The organism is Pseudomonas sp. DTU12.1 (assembly GCF_009873475.1).
GTDB lineage: Bacteria > Pseudomonadota > Gammaproteobacteria > Pseudomonadales > Pseudomonadaceae > Aquipseudomonas > Aquipseudomonas proteolytica.
Map to the genome: position 1 here is coordinate 966,976 of NZ_CP045254.1, position 24,899 is coordinate 991,874.

Annotated in this window: 18 protein-coding genes; 11 read left to right on the plus strand and 7 right to left on the minus strand. The window is 62.4% G+C overall.

The annotated features are described in order from the left end of the window. Positions 1-15: 15 nt before the first annotated feature. The 6 genes from recC (at position 16) to GDV60_RS04210 (ending at position 11,660) form a co-directional block, all read left to right on the plus strand. Positions 16-3,465: an exodeoxyribonuclease V subunit gamma gene (gene recC, locus GDV60_RS04185; protein WP_159906390.1), complete on the plus strand. Its 3,450-nt coding sequence runs from the start codon at positions 16-18 to the stop codon at positions 3,463-3,465. Further along, positions 3,462-7,142, plus strand: a complete 3,681-nt coding sequence (recB, locus tag GDV60_RS04190; RefSeq protein WP_159906392.1) for an exodeoxyribonuclease V subunit beta — start codon at positions 3,462-3,464, stop codon at positions 7,140-7,142. Before recC ends, recB begins: the two co-directional genes overlap by 4 nt. Then, positions 7,139-9,187 carry an exodeoxyribonuclease V subunit alpha gene (gene recD / locus GDV60_RS04195; protein ID WP_159906394.1) on the plus strand — a complete coding sequence of 683 codons (2,049 nt, stop codon included), beginning with the start codon at positions 7,139-7,141 and terminating at the stop codon, positions 9,185-9,187. The genes recB and recD overlap by 4 nt, the downstream gene beginning before the upstream one ends. 139 nt (positions 9,188-9,326) lie before the next feature. Continuing rightward, positions 9,327-9,899 carry a YfiR family protein gene (locus tag GDV60_RS04200; protein ID WP_159906396.1) on the plus strand — a complete coding sequence of 191 codons (573 nt, stop codon included), beginning with the start codon at positions 9,327-9,329 and terminating at the stop codon, positions 9,897-9,899. Beyond that, positions 9,896-11,164 (plus strand): diguanylate cyclase domain-containing protein, encoded by a 1,269-nt coding sequence (locus GDV60_RS04205; protein WP_133715897.1) that lies wholly within the window; start codon positions 9,896-9,898, stop codon positions 11,162-11,164. The genes GDV60_RS04200 and GDV60_RS04205 overlap by 4 nt, the downstream gene beginning before the upstream one ends. Before the next feature lie 4 nt (positions 11,165-11,168). Then, on the plus strand, positions 11,169-11,660 hold the full coding sequence (locus tag GDV60_RS04210) for an OmpA family protein (protein WP_133715896.1): 492 nt from the start codon (positions 11,169-11,171) through the stop codon (positions 11,658-11,660). 195 nt (positions 11,661-11,855) lie between these two features. On the opposite strand, the gene GDV60_RS04215 is transcribed toward GDV60_RS04210, so the two are convergent. Next, positions 11,856-12,803, minus strand: coding sequence for a LysR family transcriptional regulator (locus tag GDV60_RS04215; protein WP_070994421.1), 948 nt, complete (start codon positions 12,801-12,803; stop codon positions 11,856-11,858). Between the two features lie 131 nt (positions 12,804-12,934). Between GDV60_RS04215 and GDV60_RS04220 the strand changes: the two genes are divergently transcribed. Beyond that, complete coding sequence (locus GDV60_RS04220) at positions 12,935-14,461, plus strand: CoA-acylating methylmalonate-semialdehyde dehydrogenase (protein ID WP_029299921.1); 1,527 nt, start codon at positions 12,935-12,937, stop codon at positions 14,459-14,461. Positions 14,462-14,475: 14 nt separating this feature from the next. Then, entirely contained in the window at positions 14,476-15,363 is an 888-nt protein-coding gene (mmsB, locus tag GDV60_RS04225) for a 3-hydroxyisobutyrate dehydrogenase (RefSeq protein WP_029299919.1), read from the plus strand. Between the two features lie 207 nt (positions 15,364-15,570). Here the strand turns inward: mmsB and GDV60_RS04230 are convergent, their stop codons facing one another. Next, the gene (locus tag GDV60_RS04230; RefSeq protein WP_029299917.1) at positions 15,571-15,915 is read right to left on the minus strand and encodes a cupin domain-containing protein; all 345 of its coding nucleotides are present in this window, start codon (positions 15,913-15,915) and stop codon (positions 15,571-15,573) included. Positions 15,916-16,279: 364 nt separating this feature from the next. Here GDV60_RS04230 and kynB point away from each other — a divergent pair, with 364 nt between their 5' ends. Together kynB and kynA are read left to right on the plus strand one after the other, a co-directional pair. Continuing rightward, positions 16,280-16,930: an arylformamidase gene (kynB, locus tag GDV60_RS04235; protein ID WP_070994420.1), complete on the plus strand. Its 651-nt coding sequence runs from the start codon at positions 16,280-16,282 to the stop codon at positions 16,928-16,930. Beyond that, positions 16,927-17,784: a tryptophan 2,3-dioxygenase gene (gene kynA / locus GDV60_RS04240; RefSeq protein ID WP_029299913.1), complete on the plus strand. Its 858-nt coding sequence runs from the start codon at positions 16,927-16,929 to the stop codon at positions 17,782-17,784. The genes kynB and kynA overlap by 4 nt, the downstream gene beginning before the upstream one ends. 263 nt (positions 17,785-18,047) lie before the next feature. On the opposite strand, the gene GDV60_RS04245 is transcribed toward kynA, so the two are convergent. The 4 genes from GDV60_RS04245 to antA form a co-directional block, all read right to left on the minus strand. Then, positions 18,048-19,451 carry an amino acid permease gene (locus GDV60_RS04245; RefSeq protein ID WP_159906398.1) on the minus strand — a complete coding sequence of 468 codons (1,404 nt, stop codon included), beginning with the start codon at positions 19,449-19,451 and terminating at the stop codon, positions 18,048-18,050. Positions 19,452-19,522: 71 nt separating this feature from the next. Further along, positions 19,523-20,530 (minus strand): anthranilate 1,2-dioxygenase electron transfer component AntC, encoded by a 1,008-nt coding sequence (antC, locus tag GDV60_RS04250; protein WP_159906400.1) that lies wholly within the window; start codon positions 20,528-20,530, stop codon positions 19,523-19,525. A 173-nt stretch (positions 20,531-20,703) separates the two neighbouring features. Further along, complete coding sequence (gene antB, locus GDV60_RS04255) at positions 20,704-21,195, minus strand: anthranilate 1,2-dioxygenase small subunit (protein ID WP_159909181.1); 492 nt, start codon at positions 21,193-21,195, stop codon at positions 20,704-20,706. Beyond that, positions 21,195-22,586, minus strand: coding sequence for an anthranilate 1,2-dioxygenase large subunit (gene antA, locus GDV60_RS04260; RefSeq protein WP_159906402.1), 1,392 nt, complete (start codon positions 22,584-22,586; stop codon positions 21,195-21,197). Before antA ends, antB begins: the two co-directional genes overlap by 1 nt. Before the next feature lie 309 nt (positions 22,587-22,895). Between antA and GDV60_RS04265 the strand changes: the two genes are divergently transcribed. Continuing rightward, positions 22,896-23,897 carry a helix-turn-helix domain-containing protein gene (locus tag GDV60_RS04265; protein ID WP_092233255.1) on the plus strand — a complete coding sequence of 334 codons (1,002 nt, stop codon included), beginning with the start codon at positions 22,896-22,898 and terminating at the stop codon, positions 23,895-23,897. 70 nt (positions 23,898-23,967) lie between these two features. Here GDV60_RS04265 and GDV60_RS04270 read toward each other — a convergent pair whose 3' ends face one another. Then, positions 23,968-24,843 (minus strand): LysR family transcriptional regulator, encoded by an 876-nt coding sequence (locus GDV60_RS04270; RefSeq protein ID WP_029299903.1) that lies wholly within the window; start codon positions 24,841-24,843, stop codon positions 23,968-23,970. Positions 24,844-24,899: the final 56 nt, after the last annotated feature.

The following is a 24,899-nucleotide window of genomic DNA, read 5'->3' on the forward strand; positions in this document are numbered from 1 at the left end:
CCCAAGGAAGCCGTTATGCCGGATGCAACGTCCCTCAGTGCTGGATTCATGGTCGTCCACGGCAATCGCCTGGATGAACTGCGCAGCCTGGTCGTCAGTTGGATGCGTCGCTATCCACTGGCTCCCCTGGAAAACGAAATCGCCCTGGTGCAAAGCAACGGCATCGCACAATGGCTCAAACTGGCGCTTGCTGAAGATCCAGAGGATGACGACGCGGGTGGCTGCGGCATCGCCGCTGCGATCGACGTGCAACTGCCCGGCAGTTTCATGTGGCAGCTTTATCGCATGGTCCTGGGACGCGACGAAATCCCGGTCAAGTCCCTTCTGGATAAAGCCCCGCTAACCTGGCGCCTTATGCGCTTGCTGCCTGAGCTGATCGACCAGCCGCATTTCGAGCCCCTGCAACGCTTCCTCACTCATGACACCGACCTGCGTAAGCGCTACCAACTGGCGGAACGCCTGGCCGACTTGTTCGACCAATACCAGGTCTATCGTGCGGACTGGCTGGAAGACTGGGCCGGGGGGCGACATCAACTGCGCAACGGCCGAGGCGAGGCCAAACCCCTGAGCCCGGCCAACTGCTGGCAGGCCGAGTTATGGCGGGCATTGCTGCTGGATGTCGGCGAGGAGGGGATGGCACAGAGCCGTGCCGGAGTTCACCAGCGCTTTATCGAGCGTATCAACAAGCTGGACACCGCCCCCCAAGGCCTGCCGTCTCGGGTCATTGTGTTTGGCATCTCTTCCTTGCCCGCCCAGGCGCTTGAAGCGCTGGCCGGCCTAGCACGTTTCAGCCAGGTCCTGCTTTGCGTGCACAACCCTTGCCGCCACCATTGGTCTGACATCGTTGCCGACAAAGACCTGCTGCGAAACGAATACAAGCGCCAGGCGCGCAAGACCGGGATGCCCGTCACCATCGACCCGCAAACCCTGCACCAGCATGCCCATCCACTGTTGGCCGCCTGGGGCAAGCAAGGTCGCGACTACATCAACCTGCTGGACAGCTACGACGATCCCAACAGCTACCGATCAGCTTTCCGTGATGGACGCATCGACCTGTTCAGCGATAGCGAACCGACCACAATCCTCAACCAACTGCAGGATGACATCCTCGAACTGCGCCCCCTCCCCGAAACACGGGAGCGCTGGCCTGCCGTCGATCTGCAGCACGACACCTCGATCCGCTTCCACATCGCCCACAGCGCCCAGCGGGAAGTGGAAATCCTCCACGACCAACTGCTACAGCGCTTCAGCGAAAATCCCGCGCTGCGGCCTCGCGACATTATCGTGATGGTCCCGGATGTGGACAGCTACGCGCCGCATATCCGTGCGGTATTCGGTCAACTGGACAAAAAAGACCCGCGCTTCATCCCCTTCACCCTCACTGACCAGGGCCAACGGGGCCGCGATCCACTGTTGATCGCCGTCGAGCACCTGCTGAAACTTCCCGACAGCCGTTTTCCGGTCAGCGAAATACTCGACTTGCTGGACGTTCCCGCCCTGCGTGAACGCTTCGCCATCCAGGAGCGCGACCTGCCCACTCTGCACCGCTGGATAGAAGGGGCCGGCATCCGCTGGGGCCTGAACGCCGAGCAGCGTGCAGGTCTTGGCCTGCCCAGTGAGCTGGAGCAAAACAGCTGGCGGTTCGGCCTGCGCCGTATGCTGCTGGGCTACGCCGTTGGCAGTGGTGCCGCCTGCGCCGGCATTGAGCCCTACGATGAAATCGGCGGCCTTGATGCTGCGCTGATCGGCCCATTGGTAGCCTTGCTAGACGCATTGCACGATGCACACCAAGCCCTGTCACAACCGGCGACACCGCAAGCCTGGGGCGTACGCCTGCAAGACCTGATGCAGCGCTTTTTCCTGGCCAGCAATGAACACGATGACTATCTGCTGGGCCAGTTGGAGCAACTGCGGGAAGACTGGCTGGAAACCTGCGAATCCGTCGGCCTGTACGACGAATTACCGCTGACGGTGGTCCGTGAGGCTTGGCTGGCCGGTCTCGACCAGGGCCGCCTGTCCCAGCGCTTCCTCGCCGGCGCGGTGAACTTCTGCACCCTGATGCCGATGCGTGCGATCCCGTTCAAGCTGGTGTGCCTACTGGGCATGAACGATGGCGACTATCCACGCGCCCAACCGCCACTGGATTTCGACCTGATGGGCAGCGACTACCGCCCCGGCGACCGTTCTCGTCGCGAAGACGACCGCTACCTGTTGCTGGAAGCTTTGCTCTCAGCACGCGACCAACTCTACATAAGCTGGATCGGCCGCAGCATCCGTGACAACAGTGAGCGCCCGGCGTCCGTGCTGATCGGCCAACTGCGCGATCACCTCGCCAGCGGCTGGCAACATGCCCAAGAGCAATCGCTGCTGGAGGCAATGACCCAGGAACACCCTTTGCAACCCTTCAGCGCGCGCTATTTCCACGAAGGTGATCCGCTGTTCAGCTACGCCCGCGAATGGCAGTTGTTGCACGAAGCCCAAGACCTGCCCCTCGACACAACCTGCCTGTCAGCCTACGTCCAGGAAGAACCCCTGAGCCTGGGCCAGGTGCAGGACTTCCTGCGTAACCCCGTCAGGCATTTCTTCAGCCAGCGCCTCAAAGTGTTTTTCGAAGCCGCCGAGGTACCCCTGGCCGATGAAGAGCCCTTTGTCCTCGACGCCCTGCAGCGCTACACCTTGAGCGACAGCCTGCTCGCCGCTGCACTGAGCGATCCGGATCATCTGGAGCAGGCCCTGGATGCCCAGGCCCAGCGTCTGCAAGGCAGCGGCCTGCTGCCCATGGTTGGCTTTGGCGAATGCCTGCGCAGCGAACTGATCGAGCCTTTGCCTGACCTGTTGCAACGCTACCAGCAACTCCTGGCACTCTGGCCCACGCCGCACAACACCGCAGAACCTGTCAGCTACGCACACCAGGGGATTGAACTCGAAGGCTGGGTCAGCGGCCTGCACCGACGCAGCGATGGCGGCTTGCTCAGCGTGACCACCATTCCCAACAGCATCGGCTCGATCAAGACCCGCAAGTGGCATCGCCTGATCCGCCCATGGGTCAATCACCTGGTGGCCTGCGCCTGTGGCCTTCCGTTGAGCACGGGCCTGGTGGCCAGCGACGACACACTCTTGCTGGCTCCCCTGGAGCAAAGCCTTGCCCAGGATATCCTCGGCAACCTGCTCCTGGCTTGGCAGGCCGGCATGAGTGAACCACTGCCGGTCGCGGTCAAGACTGCGTTTGCCTGGCTCGGCCAGACCGATCCGGACAAAGCCCAGGCTGCGGCCCTAAAAGCCTACGAAGGCGATGGCATCAACAGTGACGGCGAGCGCCGCGAAAGCCCGGCCCTTACCCGGCAGTTTCCCGATTATGCAGCGCTGGTCGCCAGCGAGGATTTCGAAGGCTGGTGCGAAACCCTCTATCGACCCTTGATAACCGCCCCCTGGCGATCACTGACAAGCGAAGAGGCCCGCCCATGAGCGCCATCAAACCCCTGGCCCTGGCCTTTCCCCTGCGCGGCAGCCAACTGATCGAGGCCAGCGCCGGCACCGGCAAGACCTTCACCATCTCTGCGTTGTACCTGCGCCTGGTGCTCGGCCACGGCGGCGAGCTGCAAGGCTTTGGCCGTGAATTGCTGCCGCCGCAGATCCTTGTGGTGACCTTCACCGATGCTGCCACCAAAGAGTTGCGCGAGCGTATCCGTACCCGCCTGGCACAAGCGGCGCGCTACTTTCGTGATGAAATCGAGCAGCCCGACACCTTGATCGCCGAGTTGCGCGACGAATACAGCGCCGAGCAATGGCCAGGTTGCGCCAATCGCCTCGACATTGCCGCGCAATGGATGGACGAAGCCGCCGTCTCGACCATTCACAGTTGGTGCCAGCGCATGCTGCGCGAACACGCCTTCGACAGTGGCAGCCTGTTTACCCAGACCCTGGAAACGGACCACAGCGACCTGCTCGGCGAAGTGTTGCGCGACTACTGGCGGCTGTTCTGCTACCCGATGCACGGCGATGCCCTGAACTGGGTACGCAGCCACTGGGGTGGCCCTGCGGCGCTGATGCCGCGAGTGCGCGCCTTGTTCGGCAGCGAGCGCCCCAGTGACGAACCACGGGAGCCTGCCGAACTGATCGAGGCCTGCCTGCACGAGCGCCGCGAGGCCCTGGTGGCGCTCAAGGCTCCCTGGCAGCAGTGGGCCGCCGAGTTGCGGGAGATCTGCCTGCAGGCCGTCGCCGCCAAGGCTGTTGATGGCCGCAAGATGCAGGCCCGTTATTTCGAGCCCTGGTTCGAGAAAATCAGCGCCTGGGCCGCAGACGAAACCCTGGAGCAACTGGATATCGGCACCGGCTTCAGCCGCCTGACGCCAGAGGGTATGGCCGAAGCCTGGAAGGGCGACGCGCCGCATCATCCGGGCCTGGATGCCATGGTGGGTCTCAAAGCCAGCCTGGACGCCTTGCCCGCGCCCGACGCCGCGGTGCTCCAACACGCGGCGGCCTGGGTCGGTAAACGTTTTGAAGATGAGAAGCGCCGGCGTGCCGAGATGGGCTTCGACGACATGCTCATCCGCTTGGACGCGGCCCTGCAAGCCGAGGGCGGCGAGCGCCTGGCCAGTGTGATCCGCGAGCAATTCCCGGTGGCCCTGATCGATGAATTCCAGGACACCGACCCGGTGCAGTACCGGATCTTCGAAAGCATCTACCGCATTGAAGACAACAGCCCGCTCAGTGGCCTGTTCCTGATCGGCGACCCCAAGCAAGCGATCTACGCCTTTCGCGGTGCCGATATCTACACCTACCTGCGCGCCCGCCAGGCCACCGCCGGGCGCTTGCACACCCTGGGCACCAACTTCCGCTCCAGCCATGCGATGGTCGCGGCGGTCAACCACGTGTTCGAACGTGCAGAAACCGGGCGTGGGGCATTTCTGTTTCGCCAGCCGGACGGCGAGAACCCGGTGCCGTTCCAGCCGGTATCGTCCCAAGGCCGCAAGGAGCACTTGCAGGTCGATGGCCACACAGTGCCAGCCCTGAATATCTGGCACCTGCCCACCGACCAGCCGATCTCCAACGTGCTTTATCGCCAACAATTGGCCGGTGCCTGTGCCAGCCAGATCGTCGCGTTGCTCAATGGCGGCCAGCAAGGCAGTGCAGGGTTCGTCAAGGGTGGCGACTTCTCCCCCGTGCAACCGTCGAACATCGCCATCCTTGTGCGTGACGGCAAGGAGGCCCAGGCCGTGCGCGGTGAGCTGGCCGCGCGCGGTGTGCGCAGCGTGTACCTGTCCGATAAGGATTCGGTGTTTGCCTCCCAGGAAGCCCACGACGTACTCGCCTGGCTCAAGGCCTGCGCCGAACCGGACGTGGAGCGCCCGCTGCGCGCGGCCCTGGCCTGCGTCACCCTCAACCTGTCGCTGGCGCAACTGGAGCAACTGAACCAGGACGAACTGGCCTGGGAACAGCGGGTCATGCAGTTTCGCGATTACCGCGTGATCTGGCGGACCCAGGGCGTGTTGCCGATGCTGCGACGCCTGCTACATGACTTCAAGTTGCCGCAAACCCTGATTGCCCGCAGCGATGGTGAAAGGGTGCTGACCAACCTGCTGCACCTGTGCGAATTGCTGCAACAAGCCGCCGCTGAGCTAGATGGCGAACAGGCACTGATCCGCCATCTGGCGGAGCATCTGGCGCTGTCGGGCCAGGCCGGCGAAGAGCAGATCCTGCGCCTGGAAAGTGATGAGCAACTGGTCAAGGTGGTGACCATCCACAAATCCAAGGGCCTGGAATACGATCTGGTGTTCCTGCCGTTCATCTGCTCGGCCAAGCCCGTCGACGGCAGTCGTCTGCCGCTGCACTACCACGATGCCCACGGCAAGTCCCAGGTCAGCCTCAAACCCACCGCCGAACTGATCGCCCAGGCCGATGACGAACGCCTGGCTGAAGACCTGCGCCTGTTCTACGTGGCGCTGACGCGGGCCAAACATGCCTGTTGGCTCGGTGTGGCCGACCTCAAACGGGGTAATACCAACAGCTCGGTGTTGCACCTGTCGGCGCTGGGTTATCTGTTGGGTGGTGGCGCGGCCCTGGCGGAATCCGCAGCCTTGGCCCGCTGGCTGATGGACTTGCAGGACGGCTGCGCGGCGATTGCCTACGGGCACATGCCAGAGGCCCAGAGCAGCACCTACCAGCCACCGCGCAATGACGCGACCTTGCTCGCGCCGCTGCTGCCCAAGCGCAAGGCTGCGGAAAACTGGTGGATTGCGTCCTACAGCGCCCTGCGTATTGGCGAAAGCATGAGCGCCGCCAGCCTGGAGGCTCCGGAAAGCCCACAAGCGCAGAAGTTGTTCGACGACGAACGCCTGGACCCGGATGCCCCGCGCGAAGTTGCCGCGTCTGGCGGCGACATTCATCGATTCCCACGGGGGCCCAATCCCGGGACCTTTCTCCACGGCCTGCTGGAGTGGGCCGGCAACGATGGCTTCGACGTAACGCCCGAAGCCATCGAAGATGCTGTCGCACGGCGCTGCAACCGGCGCGGCTGGGAAGGCTGGATCGGCACCCTCAGCGGCTGGCTTGGGCACCTGTTGCAAGCGCCACTGAGCCTGGGCCAGGGGCCGGAATCGGTGACCCTGAGTGACTTGCAGCACTATCAGATCGAAATGGAGTTCTGGTTCGCCAGCCATAAAGTCGATGTGCTCGCCCTCGACCAACTGGTCTGCCAATACACCCACGACGGTGTGTCGCGGGTGTCTGCCGAACCGGTAATGCTCAACGGGATGTTCAAAGGCTTTATCGACCTGACCTTCGAACATGACGGCCGCTATTACGTGGCCGACTACAAATCCAACTGGCTCGGCGCCGACGACGCGGCCTACACCCAACAGGCCATGGAACAGTCGATTCTCGACCATCGCTATGACCTGCAATACGTCCTCTACCTGCTGGCCCTGCACCGCCAGCTCAAGGCGCGCCTGCCCGATTACGATTACGACCGGCACGTGGGTGGCGCGCTCTACCTGTTCCTGCGCGGCAGCCAAGCCGTGAGCCAGGGGGCGTATTTCACCCGGCCGCCACGTGAACTGATCGAGCGCCTGGACCTGTTGTTCCAAGGCAAGCCGCAACCGCCCAAGGTCGAACCCGCCTGGGAACAAGGAGTCCTGTTATGAGCCTCTCGACTGTGCCGCTGGAGGCACTGGCACCGCTGGAGCATGCCGACGACCTGGTGCACCTGCTGGAGCGCTGGGTCGAGCGCGGCTGGCTGCGCTCGCTGGACAAGGCGTTCGTCGGCTTTCTCCACGAACTTGACCCACCGGCCGATCCTCTGGTGCTGCTGGCTGCTGCCCTGACCAGTCACCAACTGGGCCACGGGCACGTGTGCCTGGATCTGTTCGAGACCCTGAATGCCCCGGATTTCGCCCTGTCGCTGCCCCCTGAAGGTGATCTTTCAAGTGGCGTGATGTTGTTGCCCTCGCAATTGCTCGACGGCCTGGACGGCGCCCATTGGTGCCATGCCCTGGCCGCAAGCCCGCTGGTGGCGCTGGCCGTGGATGGCAGTGCTGCAGCGCAGAGCCGGCCCTTGGTGTTGTCGGGCAAGCGCCTGTACCTGCGGCGCTACTGGACCTATGAGCGACGCATCGACAGCGCCTTGCGTCAGCGTCTGGCCGTGCAGGAAACGGTCTCGGCGGACCTGCCCCAGCGCTTGAACGGCCTGTTCGACCAGCCACCTCCCAATGGCGTGGTCGATTGGCAGAAGCTCGCCTGCGCCCTGGCCACGCGGGGGGCGTTCAGCATCGTCACCGGCGGCCCCGGCACCGGCAAGACCACCACCGTGGTGCGCCTGTTGGCATTGCTGCAAGCGCCAGCGGTGGAGCAGGGCACGGCCTTGCGCATCCGTCTGGCGGCGCCCACCGGCAAGGCGGCGGCGCGGTTGACCGAGTCCATCAGCCAGCAAGTGCGCTCGCTGCAAGTGGCCGAAGCCGTGCGCGAAAAAATCCCCACCGAGGTCACCACCGTGCACCGCCTGTTGGGCAGCCGTCCCGGCACCCGGCATTTCCGCCATCACGCGGGCAACTTGTTGCCGCTGGATGTGCTGGTGGTTGATGAAGCCTCGATGATCGACCTGGAAATGATGGCCAACCTGCTGGATGCCTTGCCAGCCCATGCGCGCCTGGTGCTGCTGGGGGACAAGGACCAGTTGGCTTCGGTGGAAGCCGGTGCGGTGCTCGGCGATTTGTGCCGCGATGCCGAGGCAGGCTGGTACAGCCCCGGCACCCGCCAATGGCTGGAAAGTGTCAGCGGCGAAACGCTGGCGGGCAGCGGCCTGGAGCAAGACCTCGACGCCAGCCATCCCCTGGCGCAACAAGTGGTGATGTTGCGTTATTCCCGGCGCTTCGGCGAAGGCAGTGGCATCGGCCAACTGGCGCGTTGGGTCAACCAGCAAAACCCCGATCAGGCTCGCCAACTGCTGGACGCCGGCAGCCACGACCTGTTTTGCCTGCGCCTCAAGGGCGAGCATGACCGCGCCCTCGAGCGCCTGGTGCTGGACGGGCAGGGCGCCGACGCCCAGGGCTATCGCTACTACCTGAACCTGCTGCGCACCTCGCGGCCGGCAGCCGAGACACCCCGGGACGATCCGCGCTGGACCGACTGGGCGCGCCAGTTGTTGCAAGCCTTTGATGCCTTCCAGTTGCTGTGCGCGGTGCGCAAGGGCCCCTGGGGCGTGGAAGGCCTCAACCAACGCATCACCGACGCGCTGCTTAAGGCCCGGCTGATCGATAGCGACCAGCAATGGTACGAAGGCCGCCCGGTGCTGATGACCCGCAATGACTACGGCCTGGGCTTGATGAACGGGGACATCGGTATCGCCTTGAAGCTGCCCGAAACTGACGGCGGGCCGCAGGTGCTGCGCGTCGCTTTCCCGCGCAACGATGGCCAGGGCGGGGTGCGCTTTGTCTTGCCCAGCCGGCTCAACGATGTAGAAACCGTCTACGCCATGACCGTGCACAAGTCCCAGGGCTCGGAGTTCGCCCACACGGCCTTGATCCTGCCGGATGCGCTGAACCCGGTACTGACCAAAGAGCTGATCTACACCGGCATCACCCGCGCGAAAGACCGCTTCAGTTTGATCGAAACCCGTGGTGGGGTTTTCGAGGAAGCGGTACGGCGCAAGGTGAAACGTTTAAGCGGGCTGATGTTGGAGCTGGGGACATGATGGCGTAGGAAAAACCTGACTGATGTGTCGGGTTTTTCTTGTTAAATGGCGGAATCTACCTAGGCCCCGTCTCGATGGGGTTTCCGCCGATATGCTATCGTTGCGGCATCATCCCGAGAAGATCATAGAGAATCGCTGCATGAACGTGGCTGTCTCGCCCACAGAGCGTAGTTGGAGCTGGAGACGATTGCTGCTATCGGCCGTTCTGTGCCTCGTCACGCCTCTGGCTTTTGCCCAGGCGTCTACCGCCAGTGCGGCCGACCAGCGGGCCCAGGCCGTCACCCAAGTGGTGTTGGGGATTCTCAGCTACGCCCGTTGGCCGGTTGAGCCCACCCAACTGCGGTTGTGCATCGTTGGCCCGACCCAATACACCGATGACCTGGTCAAGGGCACTACCCAGGCTACGGGGCGGCCGGTGGTGGTCCAGCGTTTGCTGGCCGACAACCCCAATATCGTCAATGCCTGCGACGCGCTGTATATCGGCAAGCTCTCCCCTGACGAGCGCAGTCACTTGTTCACGGCCTTGATCGGGCGTCCGGTGCTGAGCATCAGCGAAGGCGGCGATCAATGCACAGTGGGCAGCCTGTTCTGCCTGCGGGTTAGTGATGAGCAGGTGTCATTCGAGGTCAACCTCGACTCCGTGGCCCGCAGCGGAGTGCGTATTCATCCCAGCGTCCTGCAGTTGTCCCGTCGTCGAGCGCCGGAACCATGAGGCTGCGCAACGCCAAAACCCGCCCTACATTACGTTCGGTCCTTGGTCGCGGGCACCTGAGTGTGGCATTGGTGGCGGTCGCCATGGCCAGCGTATCCCTGACCCTGCTGGGCGTGCTGGCCCTGCGGGTCTATGCCGATCACAACCTGCACCTGATCGCCCGCTCGATCAACTACACCGTGGAAGCTGCGGTGGTGTTCAACGACCGCGTAGTGGCCACCGAAGCCCTGGCGCTGATTGCCTCCACTGAAGAAGTGGCCGAAGCCCGGGTGCTGGACCTCAATGGCAACACCCTGGCGCACTGGGTGCGCCCGGAAACGGGGGTGTTGTCCAAGGTGGAGCTGGAACTGGCCCACACACTGCTGGAAGAACCCATCAGCCAACCGATCCTGCACCAAGGCAAGAAAATCGGCACCGTCGAGTTGAGCGGCCACGGTGGTAGCCTGTTGCGCTTTTTGCTCAGCGGCCTGGCGGGGATCATCATCTGTACTGCCATCAGTGGCTGGGTCGCGATTTACCTGGCGCGGCGCATGTTGCGCGGTATCACCGGCCCCTTGCACAGCCTGGCCGACGTCGCCCACGCCGCGCGCAGTGAGCGGGCTTTCGACCGGCGCGTGCCGCCGGCACAGATCGCCGAACTCGACAGCCTGGGTAACGACTTCAATGCCCTGCTCGACGAACTCGAAGCCTGGCAAACCCATCTGCAAAGCGAAAACGAAACCCTCGCCCACCTGGCCAGCCATGACAGCCTCACCGGGCTGCCCAATCGCGCTTTCTTCGAGGGCCGGCTGATCCGTGCGCTGCGCAGTGCAGCCAAGCTCAACGAGCGGGTGGCGGTGCTGTTCCTCGACAGCGACCGCTTCAAAGATATCAACGATAACTTCGGGCATGCCGCCGGTGACGCCGTGCTGGTAGCCGTCGCCGCGCGTGTGCGGGCACAACTGCGCGAGAGCGACCTGGTAGCGCGCCTGGGCGGCGATGAGTTCGCCATCCTGCTCTCGCCCCTGCACAAGCTTGAGGATGCCCAGCGCATCGCCGACAAAATCATCGCCAGCATGGACCAACCCATTCCGCTGCCGGGCAACACCGAAGTGTTGACCTCACTCAGTATCGGTATCGCGGTTTATCCCGATCATGGCGCCACTCCCGGCGCCTTGCTCAATGCCGCCGATGCGGCGATGTACCAGGCCAAACGCCTTTCCCAGGGCGGCCAGCACACGGCGGAGTCGGAGCACCCCGCTGCCAACGTTCAACACAGGAGTTGATCCCTTGTTTGCTAACACACGTGTTCTCTTTATCACCTTGTTTATCGCGCTGCTGGCACTGAGCGGCTGCCAGACCGCTCCGCCCAAGGGCCTGACACCGGCACAAGTGGCGGTACTCAAACAACAAGGCTTCGAACTGACCGACGAAGGCTGGGCGTTTGGCCTGTCGGGCAAAGTGCTGTTTGGCAGCGACGTCGAAAAACTCAACAAGCCCAGCACTGAAATCGTCGAGCGCATCGGCAAGGCCCTCACCGGCGTAGGCATCGAACGCGTGCGCGTAGACGGCCACACCGACGCCTCGGGCAAGGAAGCGTACAACCAGCAACTGTCCTTGCGCCGGGCGAAAAGCGTGGGCAAGGTCCTGGTGGGCGTGGGTATGAAGGAAGAAAATGTGCAACTGCGTGGCCTGGGCAGCAGCGAACCGGTGGCCTCCAACAGCACCTCTGCGGGCCGTACCGAAAACCGCCGGGTATCGATCGTGGTGATCGCCGACTGAGCCGACAGGTCGGCCTAACTGTGCAACCAAACTGTGGGAGCGGGCTTGCCCGCGAAGGCGGTGGTTCAGCCGGGTATGTATCGATTGACCCACCGCTATCGCTGGCAAGCCAGCTCCTACAGTTGTTCGTGGCGCCCCAAAATTCTGCGCCCGCCGCCACTCACCTGTGGGAGCGGGCTTGCCCGCGATGGCGGCTCAGTCGGCAAACACCATCTCTCGCGTCTCGCCCATCAAAAGCCCCTGGTTCTGCTCCGTCACCTCACGGATGTAATCCCACAACAACGTAATGCGCTTCAACTTGCGCAAATCCTCCCGGCAATACATCCAGAACTGCCGCGTAATAGTGATCTCCTCCCCCAGCACCGGCAGCAACCGCGAGTCCTGCGCGGCTAAGAAGCACGGCAGGATCGCCAGTGAACGCCCCTGCTGCGCCGCCACGTACTGCGCAATCACGCTGGTGCTGCGCAGGCTGGCGCTGGCGCCCGGTACGACATTGGCCAGGTACAGCAGCTCCGAGCTGAACGCCAGGTCATCCACATAGCTGATAAACGGATGCTCGGCCAGGTCGGCCGGGCGGCGGATGGGTGGGTGTTGGTCGAGGTAGTCCTGGGTCGCGTACAGCTGCAGTTTGTAGTCGCACAGTTTGCAGCACACGTAGGGCCCGTGTTCAGGGCGTTCCAGGGCGATGACGATATCGGCCTCACGCTTGGACAGGCTGATGAAGTGGGGCAGGGGCAGGATATCCACTGAGATCGCCGGGTAGGTGTCGACGAAGTGGCTCAGTTGCGGGGTGACGAAAAAGCTACCGAAACCCTCGGTGCAGCCCATGCGCACATGCCCCGACAGCGCCACGCCGGAGCCGGACACTTGTTCGCAGGCCATGTGCAGGGTGCTTTCAATGGACTCGGCATAACCCAGCAAGCGCTGGCCTTCGTTGGTCAGGACGAAGCCGCTGGTCCGGGACTTTTCGAACAACAGGGTGCCCAACGAACCTTCCAACGAACTGATACGCCGCGACACCGTGGTGTAGTCCACCGCCAGGCGCTTGGCGGCGACGCTGGCCTTGCGGGTGCGCGCCACTTCGAGGAAAAACTTCAGGTCATCCCAGTTCAGCGACCCTAAAGACGTGATGTTTTTTTGCATGTTGGACCGGCTTTTATGTGGGTTCTTATTGGAAGTTTGCACATCTATACTCCAAAAATCGTCCGAACGCCTCATCCTCAAGGCGCTTCACGCCTTGGCTCTCTGCATAACTACAAGATCTGGAGACCACAATGAACGCATCGCTTACGTCTGCCGATACCACCGTGAAACAGGCCAAACTGTTGATCAACGGTGAATGGGTCGAGTCCAAGACCACCGAGTGGCAAGACATCGTCAACCCGGCGACCCAACAAGTCCTGGCCCGTGTGCCCTTTGCCACAGCCGATGAAGTCAACGCGGCCATCGACGCTGCCCAGCGCGCCTTCCAGACCTGGAAGCTGACGCCGATCGGCGCGCGCATGCGCATCATGCTCAAGCTGCAAGCGCTGATCCGCGAGCACTCCAAGCGCATTGCCGCAGTACTCAGTGCCGAGCAGGGCAAGACCATTGCCGACGCGGAAGGCGATATTTTCCGTGGCCTGGAAGTGGTCGAGCACGCCTGTTCCATCGGCACCCTGCAAATGGGCGAATTTGCCGAGAACGTGGCCGGCGGTGTCGACACCTACACCCTGCGCCAACCGATCGGCGTGTGCGCCGGCATCACCCCGTTCAACTTCCCGGCAATGATCCCGCTGTGGATGTTCCCGATGGCCATCGCCTGCGGTAACACCTTCGTGCTCAAGCCTTCGGAACAGGATCCATTGTCGACCCTGATGCTGGTGGAACTGGCGCTGGAGGCTGGCGTGCCAGCGGGTGTGCTGAACGTGGTCCACGGTGGCAAGGATGTGGTGGATGCACTTTGCACTCACAAAGATATCAAGGCCGTGTCCTTCGTTGGCTCGACCGCCGTCGGCACCCACGTCTACGACCTGGCGGGCAAGCACGGCAAGCGCGTGCAGTCGATGATGGGCGCGAAAAACCATGCGGTAGTGCTGCCGGACGCCAACCGCGAACAAACCCTCAATGCCCTGGTCGGCGCCGGTTTCGGTGCCGCCGGCCAGCGCTGCATGGCCACCTCGGTGGTGGTCTTGGTTGGCGCGGCCAAGCAATGGCTGCCGGACCTCAAGGCCCTGGCGCAGAAGCTTAAAGTCAACGCCGGCAGCGAAGCGGGTACCGACGTGGGCCCAGTGATCTCCAAGCGTGCCAAGGCACGTATCCTCGACCTGATCGAGAGCGGCGTGAAAGAAGGCGCCAAGCTGGAACTGGACGGCCGTGGCATCCAGGTGCCGGGCTTCGAGCAAGGCAACTTCGTCGGCCCGACCCTGTTCTCGGGCGTGACCACCGACATGCAGATCTACACCCAGGAAATCTTCGGCCCGGTGCTGGTGGTGCTGGAAGTCGATACCCTCGATGAGGCGATCGCCCTGGTCAACGCCAACCCGTTCGGCAACGGCACCGGCCTGTTCACCCAAAGCGGTGCGGCGGCGCGCAAGTTCCAGAGCGAAATCGACGTCGGCCAGGTGGGCATCAACATCCCGATCCCCGTGCCAGTCCCGATCTTCAGCTTCACCGGTTCCCGTGGTTCGAAACTCGGCGACCTGGGCCCGTACGGCAAGCAAGTGGTGCAGTTCTACACCCAGACCAAAACCGTCACCAGCCGCTGGTTCGACGACGACAGCGTCAATGATGGCGTCAACACCACCATCAACCTGCGTTGATCAAGGAGACGACCATGAAGATTGCATTTATCGGCCTGGGCAATATGGGCGCGCCCATGGCCCGCAACCTGATCAAGGCTGGCCATGCGCTGAACCTGTTCGACCTGAACCAGACGGTGCTCAACGAACTGGCCGCGCTGGGCGGCACCATCAGCGCTTCGCCGCGTGATGCGGCCCAGGGCGCGGAGCTGGTATTGACCATGCTGCCCGCCGCCGCCCATGTGCGTAGCGTATGGCTCAACGAAGACGGCGTGCTGGCCGGCATCGGCAAAGGCGTGCCTGCGGTGGATTGCAGCACCATCGACCCACAGACCGCGCGCGACGTAGCGGCGGCTGCAGCCAAACACGGCGTGGCGATGGCCGATGCCCCGGTTTCCGGTGGCACCGGTGGCGCCCAGGCCGGGACGTTGACCTTTATGGTCGGCGCCAACCCGGAACTGTTCGCCACCCTGCAGCCGGTGCTGGCGCAGATGGGCCGCAACATCGTGCATTGCGGTGATGTGGGCACCGGGCAAATCGCCAAGATCTGCAACAACCTGCTGCTGGGGATCAGTATGGTGGGCGTCAGCGAGGCCATGGCCCTGGGCGATGCGCTGGGTATCGACACGCAAGTGCTGGCCGGCATCATCAACAGCTCCACCGGGCGTTGCTGGAGTTCCGACACCTACAACCCTTGGCCGGGTGTGATTGAAACTGCGCCGTCATCCCGAGGCTATACCGGTGGGTTTGGCGCCGACCTGATGCTCAAGGACCTGGGCCTGGCAACCGAAGCCGCGCGCCAGGCGCACCAGCCGGTGATCCTGGGGGCGGTGGCGCAGCAGTTGTATCAATCGATGAGCCAGCGTGGGGAAGGGGGCAAGGACTTCTCGGCGATCATCAACAGCTATCGCAAGCCTCAATAGGTCAGAGGGCTCGCGATCAAGAGGCGGCTTGTTGTGATGAGACTTGTTGTGGCGAGGGGGCTTGTCCCCCGTTGGGTGGCGAAGCCACCCCAGTAGGCCTGCGAGGCGGTAGGTTTTGGGGCTGCTGCGCAGCCCAGCGGGGGACAAGCCCCCTCGCCACGACGAACCGGCTTGCTACAACAAAGCCGGCTTGCTGCATAGCCTGTATCAGGCAAACACAAAGTACTTACGCACCGTCTCGACCACTTCCCACGTGCCCTTCATCCCGGGCTCCACCACAAAGATATCCCCAGCGCGCAAATGGATCGGCTCCAGGCCGTCCGGGGTGATCACGCAGTAGCCTTCCTGGAAATGGCAGTATTCCCACTTCACATATTCCACCCGCCATTTGCCAGGGGTGCAGATCCAGGTGCCCATGATCTTGCTGCCGTCTTCGCTGGTGTAGGCGTTGAGGTTGACGGTGTGCGGGTCGCCCTCGAGCTTCTCCCATTTGCAGGCATCCAGGACCGGCAGGGGGTGGGTGTCGCGCAATACGGTGATGGGCTGGGACATGATGGCTCCAAGGCAGGAAAGACAAAGGTGAACCCTATAGCGCCGGGGCGAATGCCTGTGGTCTGAACTCGACATCGGGATGCCCAGAAGCGCAGCTCACACACTCTGCAAAAATACACAAAACCCTGTGGGAGCGGGCTTGCTCGCGAAAGCGGTGGGTCGGTTGATTAATCATTGCCTGACACTGCGCAATCGCGAGCAAGCCCGCTCCCACATTTTTATCTGTGGGGCTGAAGGATCCATTCACTAATCAGACGTTTCTTCGCAGTAAGTGCGAAAGAAATCCTGCCTGGCGCTGGAAATCGCAAGAATATTTACCGCTGGCCCTCGTATCATTCACTTTAGAAACAACCGAGAGCCTCGTATGAATCCAATAAAAACGTGGTGGGATATCAGCCCACCCTTGAGCACCGCCACCCCGACGTGGCCGGGCGATACGCCGTTCCAGGAAGAACGCGTCTGGCAGTTCGGCCCCGAATGCCCGGTCAACGTCGGGCGTATCACCCTGTCGCCCCACACCGGTGCCCATGTCGATGCGCCGTTGCACTACAGCGCCGACGGTGCGCCTATCGGCGAAGTCTCGCTGGACGTGTATATGGGCCCGTGTCGGGTGCTGTACTGCCTGGACAGCGGCGCTCTGGTACAGCCGGAGCAGTTGCAGGGCCACTTGGATAACCTGCCGGAACGGGTCCTGCTGCGTACTTATCACAAGGCGCCCCTGAGCAATTGGGATTCGAACTTCACCGCCGTCGCCAAGGAAACCGTCGAGCTGCTGGCCAGCCTGGGTGTGCGTCTGATCGGCATCGACACCCCGTCCCTGGACCCGCAACAGTCCAAGACCATGGATGCCCACAACGCCGTCGCCCGCCATGGCATGGCGATTCTCGAAGGCATCGTGCTCGACGATGTACCGCAAGGCGATTATGAGTTGATCGCCCTGCCGCTACGTTTTGCCAACCTCGATGCCAGCCCGGTACGAGCAATCCTGCGCCCGCTCAAGGAGCCCACGCGATGAGCCAGTGTCCTTTCTCCCCTGATTACCAGCCGCCGGAAGAATGGCATAACGCTGAGCTGAATTTTTCCGAGTCCATGAGCTACGGCGACTACCTGGACCTGGGCAAGGTGCTCACGGCCCAGCACCCGTTGTCGCCGGACCATAACGAAATGCTGTTTATCATCCAGCACCAGACTTCCGAGCTGTGGATGAAGCTGATGCTCCACGAACTCAAGGCCGCCCGTGAGCACGTGCGCCTGGGTGAGCTGGCGCCGGCGTTCAAGATGCTGGCGCGGGTCTCGCGCATCTTCGACCAACTGGTGCACGCCTGGGCGGTACTGGCGACCATGACGCCGTCGGAATACAAGTCGATCCGGCCGTACCTGGGGCAGTCGTCGGGCTTCCAGTCGTTCCAGTATCGGGAAATCGAGTTCATCCTCGGCAATAAAAGCGCGGCGCTGTTGCGGCCCCATGCCCACCGTCCGGAGTTGCTCAAGGAGCTGCAAGTGGCGATTGCCACGCCGTCGCTGTATGACGAGGCGATCAACCTGATGATCAAGGCGGGCCTGGCGATTGACCCGCAGCGCGCGCAACGCGATCCGACGGCGCCTACGGTGCATGACGAATCCGTGGAAGCGGCGTGGCGCGAGGTGTACCGCGATCCGAACCGGTACTGGGACCTGTACCAGTTGGCCGAGAAGTTTATCGACCTGGAAGACTCGTTCCGCCAATGGCGCTTCCGCCATGTGACCACGGTGGAGCGGATCATCGGCTTCCAGCCGGGCACCGGCGGCACCGAGGGCGTGGGTTACCTGCGCAAGATGCTCGACACCGTGCTGTTCCCCGAGCTGTGGCGAGTGCGTTCAACGCTCTGATTGAAACCCAACAAAAAGCCCCGGCGCTCATCGAGTACCGGGGCTTTTTGTTGGTATGCATTCCTGTTGTGGCCCTGTTCATGTGGGAGCCGGGCTTGCCTTAAACGAACGCAATGCTCAAAGCAGCGAAGATCAGATGTGGGAGCGGGCTTGCTCGCGAAGACGTCGGCTCAGCAAACATTGATGTTGACTGACCCACTGCTTTCGCGAGCAAGCCCGCTCCCACACAAGCCCGCTCCCAGATGAGCGGGCGCCTACACAGGTTACTGCGCGACAGCCACGGCCTTGGTCTTCTTGGAGCGCAACCAGTACGCCAGGAAGAGAACCCCTACCCACACCGGCATCGCATACACCGACGGGCGCATGTCCGGAATCGCCAGCATCACGCCCACGATCACCAGCATGAACGCCAGGCACAGGTAGTTGCTGAACGGGAACCAGAAGGTCTTGAACGTCGGCACCACGCCTTGTTCGCCCATGGCCTTGCGGAACTTGATATGGGTCAGGCTGATCAGCGCCCAGTTGATCATCAGCGAGGCAACCACCAGCGCAAACAACAGCACCAGGGCATCCTTGGGCGCCACGTAGTTGATCACCACGCACAGCAGCGTCACCAGGGCCGAAATGCCCAGGGCACGCAGTGGCACGCCTTGCTTGTTGAGCTTCATCAGCGTCTTGGGCGCGTCGCCTTGCTCGGCCAGGCCGAACAGCATGCGGCTGTTGCAGTACACGCCGCTGTTGTACACCGACAGCGCCGCGGTCAGCACCACGAAGTTGAGGATGTGCGCAGCGGTGTCGTTACCGATCAGCGAGAAGATCTGCACGAACGGGCTGGCGCTGTAGGCATCGCCCGAGGCGCCGAGGGTTTGCAGCAGTTGATCCCATGGGTACAGCGACAGCAGCACGGTGAGTGCGCCGACGTAGAAAATCAGGATCCGGTACACCACCTGGTTGATCGCCTTGGGGATCACTTTGCGTGGCTCGCTGGCTTCGGCTGCGGTAATACCCACCAGCTCCAGGCCACCGAACGAGAACATGATGAAGGCCATGGCCATCAGCAGGCCCATGCCGCCATTGGGGAAGAAACCGCCGTGGTCCCACAGGTTGCTGATCGACGCCTGCGGGCCGCCGGTGCCACTGAACAGCAGGTAGCAGCCGAGCACGATCATGCCGATGATCGCCACCACCTTGATAATCGCGAACCAGAACTCGGTCTCACCGAAGAACTTCACGTTCAGGGTATTGATCAGGTTCACCGCAATGAAGAACACCACGGCACTGACCCAGGTCGGTATTTCCGGCCACCAGAACTGGATGTACTTGCCCACCGCCGTCAATTCGGCCATGCCCACCAGCACATACAGCACCCAGTAGTTCCAGCCGGCGAGGAAGCCTGCGTAGCCGCCCCAGTATTTGTGGGCGAAGTGGCTGAAGGAGCCGGCGACCGGTTCCTCGACGATCATCTCGCCCAGCTGGCGCATGATCAGGAACGCGATGAACCCGGCTATCGCATAGCCCAGGATCATCGACGGCCCCGCCGACTTCAGCACCCCGGCCGAACCGAGGAACAAGCCCGTACCAATCGCCCCACCCAGGGCAATCAGCTGAATATGCCGGTTTTTCAGGCCACGCTTGAGGCCCACCGGGTTAACCATGTCATCCGCCATTAACATTCCCTTCTACTTGTTTTTTTCAGGGTTGATCCTGCACGCCAGACCCGCCCCTCACTGCTGAGGGGTCAGATATTACTCTCGGTAAACTTTTCGTAATACAGCTGAACGCCATCAAGTGCCTGTTCTTGCAGCCAGTTCTTGATGGATTCGACCATCGGAGGGGGGCCACATACGTACATATCGGCCGATCTATCCCGCAATTCGGCCAGGTCGAAATGCTCGGTCAAATACCCGCGCTTGCCCAACCACTGCGGCGATGGGTCGCTGAGCACTTCGGTGTAGCGAAATCCCGGGATTGATTCGGCATAGGCCTGGATGCGCTGCGCTTCGCACAAGTCTTCAGCGCCACGCACGCCGTAATACAAATGCACCGGTTGCTCGCAGCCGCGCTCGGCCAGTTCGTCCAGCATCCCCAGCAGCGCCGACAATCCGGTACCGCCGGCCACCAGCACCAGTGGCTGGGTGACGTGGCGCAGATAAAACGCGCCCAGAGGTGCCTCCAGTTGCAGTTCATCGCCGACCTGGCAGCGTTCGCGGATGTAATTGCTCATCACCCCGTCCGGCAGCAGGCGGATCAGAAACTGCAAACGGTCGCCCGGACGGTTGGCGAAGGAGTACGAGCGCTGGCTATCGGTACCGGGAATCGACAGCCGGGCGTACTGGCCCGGCAGGAAATCCAGGCCCTGCTCAAGCTGCACCGACAAGATCGCCGTGCTGGCCGACACCTGTTGTACCTCGCACACCGTGGCGCGGACCTGCGCCGGCCCCGGCGCATTGCACAGGCTTGAATCGAAATCGAAGTAAAACGCTGCGTCGGATTGCACCCGGGTCTGGCAACTGAGCATTTTGCGCTGTTGCAGGTCGAGGCTGGAAAGCGCCTCGTCGTCCACATAATCCTGGCTGTAGTCGCCGGACTCGCAACGCCCCTGGCAAGTGCCGCAGACACCTTCGCGGCAATCAAGGGGGATCTTGATCCCGTTGCGCAGCGCCGCGTCCAGCAAGATCTCGTTGGCGCCCACCGGGAAGAACAAGGTCTTGCCGTCGGCAAAACTGAAGGCCACTTTGTGATTCATCCACCGTTCTCCGCGTAGATAGATTTGCCCCTGTGGCGAGGGGGCTTGTCCCCCGCTGGGCTGCGCAGCAGCCCCAAAACCAGGCGCCGTGTTTGGCCCGCTGGAATGGGGTCAGCCAATTGGGGCCGCTGCGCAGCCCAGCGGGGGACAAGCCCCCTTGCCACAGGGGACTGTTAGAGGTGGTAGAAATCCAGCACCGAGTTGATGGTGTCGTTGAGCAGCAGCGCATGCTTGCGCGTGATCAGCCAGCTGTCGCCATGGGGCTTGAGGCTATAGGTGGCGTGGCCATAGAACTGCTCCGACGTCGCCAACCGATAAAACAGCGTGTGCCAGTTCAAGCGCACCTCCAGGCAGCCGTCTGCCAGCTCGGTAACCCGCACGTTGTTGATCAGGTGCAAGGTGCGCGGCATCGGCGTGGCGGACGCAGCCTTGCCAGTGCGCAGGCGGAACACCCGGTCTTCCAGGCCCGAACGGTTGGCGTAGTAGATCAGCGACATCTCGCGTTTGGGGTCGCGGGTATAGACGTGTTCCGAATCCCACTGCGGCAAATGGAACTCACTCTGCGGGTCAAACAACTGCACATAGGCATCCCAGTCCTGGGCGTCGCACAGCTCGGATTTGCGGTAGAAAAACTGCTCGATCTGGTACTGCAATTGCGCGTTCATCATTTCACCTCGTGCAGTTTCAGGGCTTGTGCGTCGAGACCGTCCAGCAGGAATGTCTGCCAGTTGCGGTGCTGGTTGACGTACAGCCCTTCGTGGGTGAATTCGGTGCCGGTCATCGCCGGTGTAATGCCGATGGCCTCGCTGTTGGGCGTCGACCCGGTTGCCCAGCGGTGGCTGCCCCGGGAGATATCGCTCCAGCGTTCCAGGCGGCCCTGGAAACCACGTTGGGCTTCGCGAAATTCCACCAGGTCATCCGGGGTGCCCATGCCGGACACGTTGAAGAAGTCTTCAAATTGGCGGATCCGGTTTTCGCGGTCGGCGTCGGACTCGTGCTTGACCCCCAGGCACTGGCTGATGATCTCGGTCTTGTTCCACGCCACCGGGCGGATGATGCGCAGTTGCGAGCTGATCTGGTCGAGGAAGAACAGGCTCGGGTAGACGTTCAGGTTGCGCAGGCGGTGCATCATCCACTCGGCCTTCTGCTGGCCGTGTTCTGCCACCAGGCGCGGCATGATGGTGGCGTAGCCGGAGCGCACACTGGGGTTGGGCATGTCGCTGAACAACACGCTGTGGCCGTTGTTGAAGGCAAACCAGCCGTCATCGGTGTTGGCATCGCCAGCGCCGAGCTTGCTGTAGTCCAGTGTGGTGCCCGAACCGGTGCCATTCTCGGTATTCACCTGCTGGCGGTGCTGCACCGTGGCCACGTAGTTATAGTGCACGGTGCTGACGTGGTAGCCGTCCAGGCCGTTTTCGTTTTGCAGCTTCCAGTTGCCGTCGTAGGTATAGGCCGACTTGCCCGGCAGCACTTCCAGCTCACCGGTGGCGGACTGCGCGACCATCATGTCGAAGAACACTTTGGCGTCGCCGAGGAAGTCTTGCAGGCTGTCGGTGCCCTGCACGTCGAGGCTGATAAACACAAAGCCCTTGTAGCTTTCGATGCGCGCCTTCTTCAGGCCGCGGGTGGCCTTGTCGAAACCTTCCGGGTATTCCCCCGGCGCCTTGACCTTCACCAGGCGGCCATCGCTCTTGTAGCACCAGGCATGGAACGGGCAGGTGAAGGTGGACTGGTTGCCCTTGCCGACGCGGGTCAGGGTGGTGCCGCGATGCTGGCAGGCGTTGATCAGCGCATTGAGCTGGCCTTCACCGTCGCGGGTGATGATCATCGGCTGGCGCCCGGCGCGCATGGTCACGAAGTCATGGTTGTTGGCCAGTTCGCTTTCGTGGCAGGCGTAGATCCAGTTCTTTTCGAAGATCAGTTCCATCTCCAGGTCGAACAGCTCGGGCTCGGTAAACATGTCCCGGGCGATGCGGAACACGCCCTCGGCCGGACGGAAGTCCAGGCAGCTTTCGATAAATGTTTTCCACTGCTCGACGCTTCTTGCACCACTCATGGGAGGCACCTTTTATTGGGTAGCTAATCGGTGGTTCATTAGAGGCGGGCAGGGGGGCGGCCAGCTATCCGCTTAGTGGGGGAAGATGGGCCGCATAGTTGGGGCGCAAATACCCACTTCAGTGCAAGGGCATGCGGCAATGGGCTACTGTCTTGCCAGGCAATGGTCGCAAAAGCGGGCTTCTTATCCACTTAGTCGGCGGTCGTTATCCATTGAGTGGGTAAACCGCCTGCGTGGCGCAGAACTTGCCTTGATCCACCGGACGCGCCGTCAGAGCGCGCTGGCCACAACCGCCGTGAGTGCAACCTGATGAGTAGCCATACACGCGATATCCGTATTGAACGTTTCGACCTTGAAGGCGCCCGCAGTTGGATGTCGGGCATCTGCGGGCCCCATCGGCTGGAAACCACCACCCCGGAACGCCTGCGATTCCACCACAGTGCCAATGTGTTCAAGTCCCGCGCCACTACGCTGGGGGTAATTGAGTACGGCACCGACGTGACCATCGATATCGAAGACGCCGAACACTTCAGCAGCTACAGCCTGAGCCTGCCGCTGGTGGGCGAGCAGGAGCTGAGCAAGGGGGGCCAGCGCCTGATCTCCAACCGCGACCAGGGTGTGATCATTTCGCCCAATGAACACCAGGTGCTGGCGATCTCCGGCGATTGCCGCAAGCTGCAAGTGGTGATTACCCGCGCGGCAATGAGCGAAACCCTGGAGGGCCTGTTGCAGCGCCCGATCGATGCGCCGCTGCGCTTTGAGTCGGTGATGGATGCGGTGCAGGGCGCACCCGCAGCGTGGTGGCGCATGGCGCGGCACTTCATCGCGGAGCTGGAACACAGCAGCGAACTGTATGACCAGGCCGCCTTCACCCGTGACCTGGAAAGCTCGCTGATCAAGGGCCTGATCCTGGCCCAGCCGAACAACTACTCCGAAGAGCTGCGCGACGTGCTGGGGGTCAAGTTGCCCCACTATCTGCTCCGCGCCCGCCAGTATATCCACGCCAACGCCCGCGAAGCGCTGCACCTGGAAGACCTGGAGGCGGCCACCGGCGTGTCGCGGTTCAAGCTGTTTGATGCCTTTCGCAAATACTTTGCCCTGTCGCCCATGGCGTATTTGAAAAAGTACCGCCTGAGCGCGGTGCGCCAGGAAATTCTCGAACACGGGGCCACCCGCACCATTTCCGAGATTGCCCTGGGCTGGGGCTTTACCCACCTGGGAAGGTTTTCGGCGGAGTACCGCAAACTGTTCGACGAGTCCCCCAGCCAGACCTTGCAGCGCAACGATGCCCGACGCATGCGCGGTGCCTGAACACACCACTGATCCAATGTGGGAGCAGGCAAGCCAGCTCCCACATTGGATCAGTGGTGTTTGGGCGATTTCAGATCAGCTCTTCAACCAATTGCAGGCAATGACCCAACCCCGGCGATTGATCATTAATCCGCCGGCTGAGAATGATCGGCGACGTCGCGGTGGCCTCGACAATCGGCGTATAGCCGATATCCGCCCGGTGCAGCATCTGCACCGACGCCGGCACCAGCGTCACGCCCATGCCCGCGCCGACCAGGCCGATGGCGGTCTGCAATTCATTGGTCCATTGCGCCACCTTGATCGCCAAGCCGTGGGTGTCGAACAGTGCGATCACATGGTCGGCATAGCTGGGGCGCGGGTTGCCGGGATAGAGCACCAGTGGCTCGGCGGCCAGTTGCGCGAGCGTTACCGGCGCGCCCAGCAGCGGGTGCCCGGCGGGCAACACTGCCACCAGCCGATCCTCCACCAGCACGCGCTGGACGATGGCTGGGTCGTCAATGCGAATCCGCCCGAAGCCCACATCGATGCGTCCGGCCTTGAGCGCTTCGACCTGTTGCAGCGTCGTCATCTCCGCCAGCCCCAACTCCAGCTCCAGCGCGTCATGGCTGCGCAGGCGGCGAATCAGCTCTGGCAGCACGCCATACAGGGTCGAGGGGGCAAAACCGATGCCCAGCCAGGTCTTCTGCCCCAGGCCAATGCGCCGCGTGTTATCGCAGGTCTTGGCCAGTTGTTCCAACAGCACATTGGCGTGTTCATAGAAGTAGCGCCCGGCTTCGGTCAGCCGCAGTGGCCGGCCACGCTCCAGCAGGACCACGCCCAACTCATCCTCCAATTGCTGGATCTGCCGGCTCAACGGCGGCTGGGCGATGTGCAGGCGTTCGGCGGCGCGGGTGAAATTCAGGGTTTCCCCCAGCACCTGGAAGTAACGCAAGTGGCGCAGTTCCATACGGGTTCCTCTCATACCTTGAGGGTATTGTTCGAGACCAATTCTATATTGGAAGC